This is a genomic window from Flavobacterium flevense (genome assembly GCF_900142775.1).
GTDB lineage: Bacteria > Bacteroidota > Bacteroidia > Flavobacteriales > Flavobacteriaceae > Flavobacterium > Flavobacterium flevense.
Genome location: NZ_FRCC01000003.1, coordinates 83,396 through 96,238, shown reverse-complemented (window position 1 = coordinate 96,238; position 12,843 = coordinate 83,396). Strand labels below are relative to the sequence as shown.

Here is a 12,843-nt window from a genome sequence, read left to right as displayed (position 1 = left end):
ATAAAGATAAAAATTTAAGCCAGGTTTTAATTGTATAAAACCGGAAATGCGTTATCTGGTAAAAACAAAATCATCTCTACTAAAAATGAGCAGAGATGATTCAAAATAACAATCTAATTTAACCAAAATTTTATATAAGTTTGAGCAGGCTTTCATATACTGCCAACTCTACATCTGCATGTTCTTTAGTATTACATTGTTCAACTATTTTTTTCAATTCCTCTTTTTGCAAAGTTGATTTATTATCTAAAACTAATAACAGTGCCACCGAAGCATTATTTAATTTTTGTGCCAATGGCAAAATTGATTGTACCAATGGAGCATTAGCACTCAAGGTCTTTAAATCCTTATTAACGGAAATCCATTTGTTGAAAAACACCACCACTTTAGCTTTATTTTCAGGAGTTTTATTCGTTAAATATGCATCAACAGCATTATTAAAAACAAGAGCATCAGTTGCATCAGGAGTACAAGCATCAGCAAAAAGTGTCAACGGTGAATACATTTGGTATTCCGTCCCTCCTTTGTTACGGGAATAGCCCTTTAGAGGTTCACAAACATTCGAAAAATCCGCTAACGAAGCAGTATTCTGGTTGTTAGCAATATTCCTTAAAATTACTTCCTTATTGCGAATGTGTGTTAATCCTAACTCTTCTAATCTAAAAGAAACATTTTCTAAACGCTTACGCATATTAGCAACATGTTTAATATCCTCAGCGGACCAAAGTCTTTCGGCAATTGCCGCTGTTCTGGGCCAAATCCTGGAATCCAGAGTTGTTGAACTGGCTAATTCTGTCCACATAGTTGCTTCACCTCCTAAAATTCTGGCTTTCTCTTCAGCAGATAAATCAGCATTTTGAGGCATGGGATCCGTAAGATAATGACTCGCAACTGGATACATCAAATCAATATAAAACCCATTTGATAAAACAGTTTTGTATCCATTTTTAACTGCATCAACCAATGATTTTCCGGGTAGTACACCTTCATTCACCCCTTTCCACGAGTGAATAATAGCATCTTTAGACATGTTTTTAGTCATAATTTCTTCCCAACCCATCAATTGTTTTCCGTGTTTTTTAAGCATCGGGACTAATTGCATCGTAAAATAAGTCTGTAACTCATGATTAGTAGTTAAACCATGTGCTTTTTTAAACTGCTGAATTTTAGGATTTTCATCCCAGTCCTTGCCTTCATTTTCATCTCCTCCAATATGAAAATAAGCGCCCGGAAACAACGGACAAACCTCATCAAAAAATTCACTTAACAACTGATACGTTTTAGGATTTGAAGGATCTAATGTAGGCGAAAAAACACCTGCGTTTCTTTCTATTCCATAATTAACAATCGCTGCTCCCTGATTTTTTTTCTCAAAGTCCGTTTTTAACGAAATAAATTTGCTGCCTATCTCCGGATAAGCCGTTAATATTGCTGATCCATGTCCAGGAACGTCTATTTCAGGAACAATTAATATCCCGCGTTCGTCAGCATATTTTACAATATCTTTAATTTCTTGCTGAGTATAATACTGACCATCAGAAGCTAATTCGGTTAGTTTTGGATGCTTTTTCATTTCGATTCTCCATCCCTGATCATCTACCAAATGCCAGTGAAAAACATTCATTTTCATTGCCGCTAATCCGTCCAAATTTCTTTTGATAACATCCACTGGCTGAAAATGTCTGGCAGCATCAATCATCAAACCTCTCCAGGTAAACCTTGGAAAATCAAAAATCTGAGCATTTGGAAAATAATAAGAAGTACTGTTGTTTTGCAGCATTTGTAACAAGGATTCCAAACCATGCAACGCTCCTAAATCACTGGTAGCGTTAATTTTGATCTGGTTTGCTGTAATCTCTACAACATAGCTTTCGTCCTCATATAAACCAATTTTGCCACTTTTAGTGCAGTTAATTTGTAATTCAGCATTAGGAAATTCGTTTAGTTTTGTGATAAAACCTTGTTCGAAAAAAAGTCCGGTTCTCCCATCAAGGCGACGTAAAAAACGAGTTACTCCTGCAAAAATCCGGGGATTAGGATTACCGCTGATATTCACTTTGAAATTTTTAGTCAAAGCAAAATTACCTTCCTTTAAAACGATATTCTGAGGCCAGGGCATCAAATTTAATGACTCCTTTTGCATTTGAGCATTCGAGACCAGACCTACAAATAGTAGAATTATTAAATATTTCATTTTCATCTGTTTGAAAAATGTAATCTGTTTAGATAGCATTCTATTTAAAATTAAAAGCAAACAAAATCCAGAGTGACTTCCATTACAATTTATCACCATTTTTGAAATCCATCCGGATTTTGTTATCAGACCGTTTGATACGAATCAGAGCACTTTTTAGTAATCAAAACGTTTAAAAGCTTCAATGGCTTCGTATTCTGCCAAGCCTAATTCATCATATAAAATGGCTGTACTTTTATTACGGTCTTCGGCTCTGACCCAGAATTCTCTAGAATCATTTCCCTGGAACATCACTCTGTCTTTTTGTGACTGATGGTATAAAATAGCGTGACGTTTTAGTAACACCTCTGATGGGCTTAACGGAACAGCCATATCAATTTCGTGAATATCCCATTCGTGCCAGGCACCCCGGTACAACCACAACCAACAATCATTCATGTATTTTTCCGGCTTAAGTTCCTTCATAGCCGCAAAAATGGCGTTCAGACAAACTTCGTGAGTTCCGTGAGGATCAGCAAGATCTCCTGCAGCAAATACCTGATGCGGTTTTATTTTGGCAATAATATCCTTTACGATAGCAATATCATCAGTTCCTAAAGGTTTTTTCTTTACTTGTCCGGTTTCATAAAAAGGAAGATCGAGAAAATGTGTATTTTCATCTTTTAGGCCAATGTATCGGGTTGCAGCATACGATTCTCTTCTTCTGATCAGCCCTTTTAATTTTCGAACTTCTAATGAATCTATTTGGTTTTCTGATTTATTATTCAAAAAGTCAATTATGGATTTAAAGTCTACTCCGTTGCCTGCATCACCAACAAAATCATTACATACTTCGGCAAACTTTAAGGCCTCATCATCCGTTACAGCAATGTTTCCGGAAGTTTGATACACTACATGTACCTCATGTCCTTGTTTAATTAATTTAGAAAAAGTTCCCCCCATAGAAATGACATCATCATCCGGATGCGGACTAAATAAAATCACCCGTTTTTTAGCCGGGTTAGCTCTTTCCGGTCGATGTGAATCATCTGTATTGGGTTTACCACCCGGCCAACCCGTAATGGTATGCTGTAGTACATTGAACATATTAATATTCAAATCATAAGCTGAACCTTCCTGAGCTAATAAATCAGACATTCCGTTGTTGTTGTAATCACGGTCAGTCAGTTTTAAAATGGTACGTTTGGTTTTTTGACACAACCATACAATAGCTTTGCTTTTTAATTCGTGTGTCCAGATGCATTGCCCTACTAACCACGGTGTTTTAAATCGGGTTAATTCGGAAGCAGCAGACTGATCTAAAACAAAAGTAGCGTTATTGTGATTTTGTAAAAATGTAGCAGGAACGTCAGAACTGATATCACCCTGAACTGTTCTTTTGATGATATCTGCTTTGTTTTGTCCCCAGGCCATCAATACAATCCGCTTAGATCTCATGATGGTAGAAACTCCCATCGTGATAGCTCTTTTAGGAACATTGTCTATACCATTAAAATCTGATGAAGCATCGACTCTGGTAATGTGATCCAAAGTAATAATTCGGGTACCTGAATTAATGTGCGATCCGGGTTCGTTAAAACCCACGTGACCGGTTCTTCCAATACCTAATAATTGAAAATCAAGACCACCCACATTTTTAATATTCATTTCGTAATCAATACAATATTGATTGAGTTTATCAATCGATACGGTACCGTCAGGAATATTTATATTTTCAGGCTTAATATCAATATGATTAAAAAGATGTTGATGCATGAAATAATGATAGCTCTGATTATTTTCTTTAGACATTGGATAATATTCATCCAGATTAAAAGAGATTACATTACTAAAACTTAGTCCTTCTTCCCGGTGCATTCTAACCAATTCTTCATAAACCTTAATAGGAGACGAGCCTGTTGCTAAACCCAACACACAAGTTTTATTTTTTTCTTGTTTAGATCTAATTAACTGAGCAATTTCCTCTGCTACAATTTTTGACGCTTCTGCAGAATTTTTGAAGATTTCATTATGAATTTTTTCATATCTGGTTTCTTCAAATTTACCGGCACTTTTGTAACTAATATCAGGTTTTATTTCTAAAGCACTTTTCATTTTTTTCTTTTTATAGTAATTACCAGAGTTGTTAAAACGGCATAAGCAACTTGCATTGCTTATACCATTTATTAACCCAACTCATTTTTATTTTGAACTTTGTTTCTTAGAAGTTTGCTTTATTAACATCCCACCATAATCTTGTTCCTCCTGTATCAGAACCGCCCAGTTTAGCGATTCCTGTAGCTAAACCATCCGGATTACCTGCTTTTTCAGATTGAGGATAATTAAGTCTTCTAACTCCAAACTGAGTTGTAATTTTTCCTCCACTAGTATTTTTAAGTACCGGAAAAAGTTTTGGATATCCTGTTCTTCGCCATTCCGTCCAGGCTTCTTGTCCTTCGGGGAAGCCAGCAATCCATTTTTGAGTAATGATTTTTTGTAATTTCACTTCATTAGTTGCTGCTGCATCCCATGCAACTGTAACAGTATTAACTGCTGGAGAATTATTTACTGGAAAATTAGGATCTACATACGGTTTAGCAGTAGCTGTTCCGTCAGCTATATATGTTGCAGCTCCTGAAACTCCATATTGACTAAAAGAAGTTGTTATACCTTGCTCATATAGGGATTTTGCGTCTCCTCCCATACTCCAGCCTCTTAAAGCACCTTCTGCTCTTAAAAAATAAGCCTCAGCAGCTGTCATCAAAACAATCTCTTTAGTGTTTACTACAGAACCAATACCTGAAAAACCGGAATGATCTGATTTAGCAGCAATTTCTATTCCTGTTCTGACACCTTTATACTGTCCTGAAAACTGATCAGAAGTTTTAAAATAAACGGAGGTTCTTGGATCATTATAACCACCCATAATTGATTCCATATCAGCCGACATTCTGATATCCTGCCAGGCATCACTAATGGTTGCAATTGGGTTGTTATAGTTTGGAGAAATAATTTTAAACGTATCCTCATTAGTAGTTAAAACTCCAAAAGAATGACTAACTGCTTTTTCAGCCTCCGTTTTGGCTAATGAAGGATCAATTTTTACAATATGCATTGCAAGTCTTAAACGCAACGTATTTGCAAACTTTACCCATTTTTTAAAGTCTCCTTTATATCCTGTTATATCAGTTCCTGTAAATTCAGTAACTCCATCAGCAGTAGCTCTTGGCGTAAGTTCAGTAACAGCAATATCTAATTCTTTAAACATTTGGTTATACACCTCTTTTTGTTCATCATACTCAATCAGAGCATCTTCAGTACCAAATTCCGAATAAACAATTGGGCCGTAAGTATCTGTTATTCTATGCATTGCTTCTACTTTTAAAATCAAAGAAAGCGCATAAAACTGATCGTATTTACCTTTAGTTCTTTGTTCTAATTTGTAAACATTCGCCATAATATCTTTATAACCGGAAGTCCATGCATAGCCGTTCCATCCGTCAACTAAATCATAAGTTGTATTATTAGTTCCTCCTGCAAAAGGAGTTGGTGTTGCCATATAACCAGACCAAATATCTCCTTGTAAACCTTGCTGTACCTGATACCACCATACGGGATCTAATACAATAATGTTATTAAAAATAGGAGGAAATAATGTTCTGATATTATTAAAATCCTGTTCCAGAAGTTCATTAGAAGCTCCATATGTGTTTGTATTGATTTCCTGAAAATCATCAGTACAACTTACTAAACTCAGAAGTCCTAAACAGACTAATGATTTTTTTATATTATTTATTTTCATGATATTTTATATTAGAAAGTTACATTTAAATTAAGACCGATACTTCTGGTTGAAGGTAATCCATAGATATCAACACCTTGTAAACCTTCTCCGGTGCTCATTGCAATATTTGGATCAAAAGGAGCATCTTTATAAATAAAGAACAAGTTTCTTGCAATAAGTGAAATGCTTGCTGCTTGAATAAAAGGTAAAACTTTAGGGTTAAAACTATATCCTATAGAAATTTCTCTGACACTTACATTTGTTGCATCGTAAATATATTCTCCCGTTGCACCTGCTCTGCCTCCTATTTGTGAGTAATAAGTTTGAGCATTCATTTTTCCTGCATATGGAGAACCATCAGGGTACACTGCATTAAGAGCAACTCCCCCGTTATTTCTGGCATCACCACTTGCTTTAGAAACTCCGAAAGAATCATTTTGTGCCTGAGTCAGACTCATTACATTCCCACCAAAACGACCATCAATTAAAACATTTGCTGTAAATGCTCCCATTCTAAAGGAGTTTGAAAAACCTATCATAAAGTCCGGATTTGAATTACCAATCTCTTCAAAATCAGCACTTTTTTGAATAACCTGATCACTTCCTGCAATTAATGCTCCGCTTCCGTCATATTGAGGTGCAGCCATAAGCACTCTTCCCTGATCATCTTTCTTCACTTTAATTCCTTCAATAACTCCAAATGGTCTTCCTTCTACTAATGCATATCGGTAGCTATTAACCCCCGGATCAGTTAAATTGATGTGACCTCCTAATTCTGATGGAATTTCTTTTACTGTGTTTTTATTTTTAGAGAAGTTTACTGTTGTATCCCAATTAAATTTATCCTTATTAATTATTTTTCCGGTTAAAATAATTTCGACACCTTTATTTTCAATACTTCCGGCATTAAAACCATAATTAATATAACCATATGGATTTGTTGATGGTGCAGGAACTTGTACATATTGATTTTTAGTTACCGAATTATAGTAAGATACTTCGAGACCTAATTTGTTATTAAACATTCTCCATTCTGTACCTATTTCAAATTCTGACTTCAATTCTGGTTTCAACGTTTCTCCCGGTCTTGGACCTACTGTTGGATTCGTAATAACACCTCCTTTAATAGTAGAAGTTGGGGAAGTTACAAATGCTGAAATATCATTACCCACCTGTGCATAAGAAGCTCTGACTTTACTAAAATTGATAAAGTCCGGCATTGTTGTCATATCGCTTATAATAGCTGTCAAACCAACAGATGGATAGAAGAAAGCCTTTTTATTTGTATTAACCAATGTAGAGGACCAATCATTTCTGCCTGAAACATCTAAAAACAAATAATCTTTATAACCAAAAGTTGTCGCTCCAAAAACGGATTGAGTTTCTCTTTTATCACCAATAGTCTGAATATTTTCGGCATTATTAACAAAATTCCCTAACGTAAACCAGTTCGCATAAGCCAAACCTCCTCCAATACCGGAATCTAAAACAGTCTTATCATCTGAAACGGTGTTTTTTATACTTGCTCCAATATTAGCTACAAAACTAAAATCATCATTAAATTTGGTATTAATTGTTGCTAATATGTCTCCATAGCGTTGCGTTCCTATCGATTTTATATCAATATATCTACCATTTACATGAGAAAGAGTTCCTTGAGTAGTGGCGTAAATCTTTTTCTCAAAGTTGCGTTCTACACGGTTAAAACTATATCTGGAAGCCACTGTTAACCAATCATTAACTTTATAATTCAATCCTAAAGTTCCATTAAAATAATTGTCCTTATCCTCAGATTTATTTCTGTTTATTGCCCAATACGGATTTTGCATAATATCTCTGTCTGTCATCCAGTTTTGAGCCATTAAATTTCTTACCGGATCAAATACCTCGAAATTTTCTTTATAAGAATTAAAATCATTTCCTCTTGGCATCAAATAAACCCCAGTCAGCGGATTAAAATAAAAGCCATTCACAGGACGATTTACTGCTGTTTGACTGGTATAATTTGCTTTTCCTGTAACCGTTAATTTGTCATCAAAAAACTTACCTGACTGATTTATTCCAAAGTTGTTTTTCTTAACAGAATTTCCAGGAATAATACCTGTTGCCGAAGTATTAGCATAAGAAATACTTGTTGAAGCAACTGATGAAGCCGTTGAGAATCGTAATGATGTTATTTGTGTAGTTCCTGTATTAAAGAAATCTTTCACATGATCCTTAAAAGCTTGTTTTGCTCCCCATGATTCTTCAGCACCTGCAGCAGCGATATAATCGGTTTGAAATTCTGGCAAATAAGCTGCTGTTTCGAAAGTAGTAACAGAAGAAGCTACAAAATTTGATTTTCCTTCTTTTCCTTTTTTAGATGTCAGTAAAATAACACCATTAGCTCCTTCACTACCATATAAAGCAGTAGCAGATGCACCTTTAAGAACAGTCATACCATCATAATCATCTGAATTTAAAAGAGAAACAACATCTCCTCCATCACGATTACCTCCGGCCAAATTACCAAAAGATTCATTTGGCTGACCTGAACCTGAATTATACAACGGTACACCATCAATAACATACAAAGGCTGATTGTTAGTAATAGAAGAATTTCCACGAATGACTACCTTTGTAGATCCTCCTGTTCCTGATGAACTTTTAGTTACAGTTACACCAGCAATTTTACCCGCAATAGTATTAATAACATTTGCATCTTTCACACGTGTCAGCTCTTCACCTTTTAGTTCCTGAGCAGCATAAGTAAGAGATTTTCTTGTTTTCTTAATACCTAATGAAGTAATCACAACTTCATTAAGCGTATTTGATGCTGCTGCTAATAATTTTACATTCATCGTTTCAGCATCACCCACTACAATATTTTGGGTTTCTAAACCTACATAGCTAAAAATTAAAGTTTGTCCTTTTTGCACCTGAATAGTAAATTTACCGTCAAGATCACTACTGACTCCTTTTTGCACACCTTGTACAGCGATAGACACTCCTGGTAAAGGTCCTCCGTCAGAATCTGTAACAACTCCCTTGACATTTTTTACCTGAGCAAGAGAAACCTGCGCCGTAAAAACAATCATAAAGATTAAGATAATTTTTTTCATATTTATTTATTTTTGTTAGTTATAGCGGTAAATTTATTCTTAAGATAATGTTAAAAAAAATAAATTAAACCAACAGTATCTTTTTTTAAACGAACGACATAAATCCATCTATGACAGGATAATCATAATTTATTTTTTATAACTTTTTAATTGTTTTTATGTGTTCTATTATAAAACATCCTATATTAGCTATCAAATCCCAAACAAATACTTAATTTTTTTAATAATTTAATACTTAGTTGTTTTTGAAATGAGTAAGATAAAAGATATAAAATTTGACATAAAATTTAAATTTCATTTTTGGTTCTGGACTATTTATTTTATTTTAAATTTTCTTCGTTGGGGTGCTTATTTTAATGATTACGGATATTCTTTTAATTCAAACCTTATTGAATTTTCTATCCATATTCCGCTGGTATACTTAAACCTGTTTTATTTAGTTCCCCGTTATGTTTTAAAAGGCAAATACATCACCTATGTAGCATTGCTTTTAGTGAGTTTGTTTGTTGTATATTTACTAAAAACAGGTCTTACTTATTCTTTGATATCCAATAATATTTGGCCTGAAGCCAACAGAGAATACAAATCATTTGAAATCAATCACATCATTGCGGTTTGTATAGGAGAATTATATGTTCTTGCAATGGCTTCCTCTATTTATCTTACGTTAATATGGCTGAAAGAAAGAGAGCGAAACAGAGTTCTGAGAGAAGAACAATTTAAGATTAAGTTAAAATACCTGAAAAACCAGATTCAGCCTCATTTTTTCTTTAATACCCTGAATAACCTTTATGCGCTTTCATTAGAAAAATCAGATAAGGTACCTGATGTTATTCTTAAGCTTTCCGGTTTGATGGAATATGTACTTTATGGTATTGAAAAAGAAAACTATGCGTTGTTAATTCATGAAATAAACTATATTCAAAATTATATCGAAATTGAAAAACTCCGCTTTGAAAATGCCGAAGTAAACATTACTATTAATTCTAATGTTGATAATGTTAAAGTCCCGCCGCTTTTACTTATTACACTTTTAGAAAATGCTTTTAAACATGGAGGATATAACAACAAAAATCTAAGTATCCGAATTAATTTTAAAATCATTAATGACAATATATTAGATTTTGTAATCATCAATAATTTTATGCAATCGGAAAATACTAAATCTACTAACGGAATTGGATTAACAAACACCAGAAAGAGATTAAAATTAATTTTTAAAAACAATTACACATTGGAACAAAAAATTAAGTTTAATTACTACATTGTTAACCTGCAAATACCACTTCAAAAATGAAAATTAAATGTGTTATAATAGATGATGAACCACTTGCTATGAAAGTGATGCAGAATTATTTTAGTAATTTTCCTGATTTTGAAATCGTCGCTACATTTACAAACTCCATAATGGGTCTGGATTACATTAACAACAATGCTGTAGATGTGATATTCTTAGATATTAATATGCCTATGATGACCGGATTTGAACTTGTTAAATTAATTGAAAACAAGAACAAAATCAAAATTATTATCACCACTGCATTTAGAGAGTTTGCTGCCGAAAGTTATGACCTGGATGTTTTAGATTATCTGGTAAAACCTATTCCGCTACCACGATTCATAAAGTGTATTAACAAAATCATGACTGAAATTAATTTTAAAAGCAATATTAAAGTTGAAAATTTCAGAGTTGAACCACACCTGTTTCTTAAGGTGGATAAAAAAATGGTGAAAATTTTTATTGATGATATTCTTTTTATCGAAGGAATGAAAGAATACATAAAGGTGGTTACAACCGATAAAACTTATATTACGCACAGATCATTAACTTCATTGTCTGAAGAATTACCCGAAGATCAATTTGCCCGCATTCACAAATCATATACAATTGCATTAAATAAAATTAAATTTATAGAAGGAAACCGAATCCAGATTATGAACTTTACATTACCCATCGGGAGAAACTACAGTAAAGACGTAAAGAGCAGAATTTTAGAATAAAAATCTTGCTTCAGCTATAGTATTTTCAGCATTTTTTTAATTAATTCAGGTCGTTTATATCTTAAAAAATGTCGTTCGTATTTTTATTCAGGTGTTATGTATAAATTATTTTTTAGTTGCCTACTAAAAACATACATTTACGGCAACTAAAAAACACATACCTAAAAATAACACCTTAAAAATTATGAATTCTGAAAATTCACAAACCAAATGGGGACAATTTATCTCCCTTGTAACCGTATTTTTTTTCTGGGGCTTTGTGGGCTCCGCCAATGACATTTTAATACCTGTCTTTAAAAAAGTATTTACTTTATCCCAAGTTCAGTCACAATTAGTAGCCTGGGCTTTTTATGCCGCGTATTTTGTGGGTTCTTTAATTTTTTTCCTGATATCCTTAAAGTCTGATGTATTACAAAGATTTGGATACAAAAAAACACTGGCTGCCGGATTAATGCTTTCAGCATTTGGTTCCTTCCTGTTTGTTCCTGCAGCAACTATGCAAAGTTTCCCGTTCTTTTTAACAGCCCTTTTTACGGTTGGATTAGGTTTTTCAATCCAGCAAATTGTAGCTAATCCGTTAGCTATAAAAATGGGAAGTCCTGTAACCGGAGCACACCGATTAACATTAGCCGGAGGAGTTAATTCATTCGGAACCACTATTGGTGCTATTTTACTTGGTATCGCTTTATTTGGAATGGGTGACAATAAAAACACAACGCTTTCTCTTGAAGACATCAAACTTCCCTTTATAATCCTTGGATTGGCTTTTATTCTGGTAGCTATTTTTATGCTGTTATCTAAAATTGAAGATCCGGTTAAAGAAGAGGAAGCTAAAATTGAGGATGGTCATAAAAATTTCAGCATTATGGATTATCCACAATTGTATTTAGGAATGCTTGCCATTTTTATTTACGTAGGTACCGAAGTAACCATCATCAGTAATCTTCCGGCTTTATTACACACTCGTGAATTTGGAAATATTTTAGAAGAAGCCATCCCTCCTTTTATCGCTTTGTATTGGGGGAGTTTAATGATTGGTCGCTGGAATGGAGGAGTCAACGTATTTAATACTTCTAAAATGGTAAATACAGCTCTTAAATTCATCGTACCTGCTCTGGCTTTTGGAGTTATTATTTTTGCCAATATTTTTGCGCAACACGATGTTTCTGCTTTTTATATCTATCCGGTTTGGATCTTGATTTTCATATTTGTTAGTTTTATTGGCGGAAAAAATGCCGGAAAAACGCTAATGCTGTATGGGATTTCAGGCTTACTAATGATGTTTATTGGATTAGTTTGTCCCGATAAAGAAATTGCAATGTTCTTTTTTATCTCCGGCGGATTGTTCTTATCCATTATGTGGCCTTCTATCTTTGACTTAGCCATTGCTGGTTTAGGAAAAAATACCGGAAAAGCATCTTCTTTTCTGATTATGATGATTCTGGGAGGTGGTATAATTCCATTGATTCAGGGAGGAATATGTGATATTGATTTAAGTAATCCCGAAGGAATTATGGGGATTTCATGGACTCATTTCTCTTATATTGTACCGCTTTTAGGATTTGCCTATTTAGGTTTTTATGGTTTTTACTGTCCAAGGATTCTAAAAAAACAAGGTGTTTTTCATGTCGAAACCGAAGGTGGAGCTCACTAGAAAAGCTTTATTATAGTATTCAAAAAAGTCATCAAAATTTATTTTTGGTGACTTTTTTGTTTGAAAACCAGATTCGGGATTTAAATTATAGATTAATTGCTTTTTTAAAAATATATTTGTTCAAAATTTT

Annotated in this window: 7 protein-coding genes; 3 read left to right on the top strand and 4 right to left on the bottom strand. The window is 33.8% G+C overall.

Annotated features, from left to right (window positions below):
* Positions 1 to 130 precede the first annotated feature (130 nt).
* The 4 genes from BUB89_RS06470 to BUB89_RS06455 form a co-directional block, all read right to left on the bottom strand.
* Positions 131 to 2,194, bottom strand: a complete 2,064-nt coding sequence (locus BUB89_RS06470) for a beta-N-acetylhexosaminidase (RefSeq protein ID WP_073243797.1) — start codon at positions 2,192 to 2,194, stop codon at positions 131 to 133.
* 156 nt (positions 2,195 to 2,350) lie between these two features.
* Positions 2,351 to 4,288 (bottom strand): glucosamine-6-phosphate deaminase, encoded by a 1,938-nt coding sequence (nagB, locus tag BUB89_RS06465; protein WP_073243206.1) that lies wholly within the window; start codon positions 4,286 to 4,288, stop codon positions 2,351 to 2,353.
* Between the two features lie 106 nt (positions 4,289 to 4,394).
* Positions 4,395 to 5,975, bottom strand: a complete 1,581-nt coding sequence (locus tag BUB89_RS06460; RefSeq protein ID WP_073243204.1) for a RagB/SusD family nutrient uptake outer membrane protein — start codon at positions 5,973 to 5,975, stop codon at positions 4,395 to 4,397.
* Positions 5,976 to 5,986: 11 nt separating this feature from the next.
* Entirely contained in the window at positions 5,987 to 9,058 is a 3,072-nt protein-coding gene (locus BUB89_RS06455; RefSeq protein WP_073243203.1) for a SusC/RagA family TonB-linked outer membrane protein, read from the bottom strand.
* Positions 9,059 to 9,308: 250 nt separating this feature from the next.
* On the opposite strand from BUB89_RS06455, the gene BUB89_RS06450 reads away from it, so the two are divergent.
* From BUB89_RS06450 to BUB89_RS06440, 3 genes are all read left to right on the top strand, one after another.
* Positions 9,309 to 10,355 carry a sensor histidine kinase gene (locus tag BUB89_RS06450; RefSeq protein WP_073243201.1) on the top strand — a complete coding sequence of 349 codons (1,047 nt, stop codon included), beginning with the start codon at positions 9,309 to 9,311 and terminating at the stop codon, positions 10,353 to 10,355.
* A complete protein-coding gene (locus BUB89_RS06445; protein WP_073243199.1) occupies positions 10,352 to 11,059 on the top strand; it encodes a LytR/AlgR family response regulator transcription factor in 708 nt (235 codons plus the stop codon). The genes BUB89_RS06450 and BUB89_RS06445 overlap by 4 nt, the downstream gene beginning before the upstream one ends.
* A gap of 184 nt (positions 11,060 to 11,243) precedes the next feature.
* Entirely contained in the window at positions 11,244 to 12,713 is a 1,470-nt protein-coding gene (locus tag BUB89_RS06440) for an MFS transporter (RefSeq protein WP_073243197.1), read from the top strand.
* The last annotated feature ends 130 nt before the right edge of the window (positions 12,714 to 12,843 follow it).

Bases quoted from the DNA above. Each gene is read 5' to 3' on its own strand.
- BUB89_RS06440 (WP_073243197.1), top strand. From the start codon at position 11,244: ATGAATTCTGAAAATTCACAAACCAAATGGGGACAATTTATCTCCCTT.
- BUB89_RS06445 (WP_073243199.1), top strand. From the start codon at position 10,352: ATGAAAATTAAATGTGTTATAATAGATGATGAACCACTTGCTATGAAA.
- BUB89_RS06460 (WP_073243204.1), bottom strand. From the start codon at position 5,975: ATGAAAATAAATAATATAAAAAAATCATTAGTCTGTTTAGGACTTCTG.
- BUB89_RS06450 (WP_073243201.1), top strand. From the start codon at position 9,309: ATGAGTAAGATAAAAGATATAAAATTTGACATAAAATTTAAATTTCAT.
- BUB89_RS06470 (WP_073243797.1), bottom strand. From the start codon at position 2,194: ATGAAATATTTAATAATTCTACTATTTGTAGGTCTGGTCTCGAATGCT.
- nagB (WP_073243206.1), bottom strand. From the start codon at position 4,288: ATGAAAAGTGCTTTAGAAATAAAACCTGATATTAGTTACAAAAGTGCC.
- BUB89_RS06455 (WP_073243203.1), bottom strand. From the start codon at position 9,058: ATGAAAAAAATTATCTTAATCTTTATGATTGTTTTTACGGCGCAGGTT.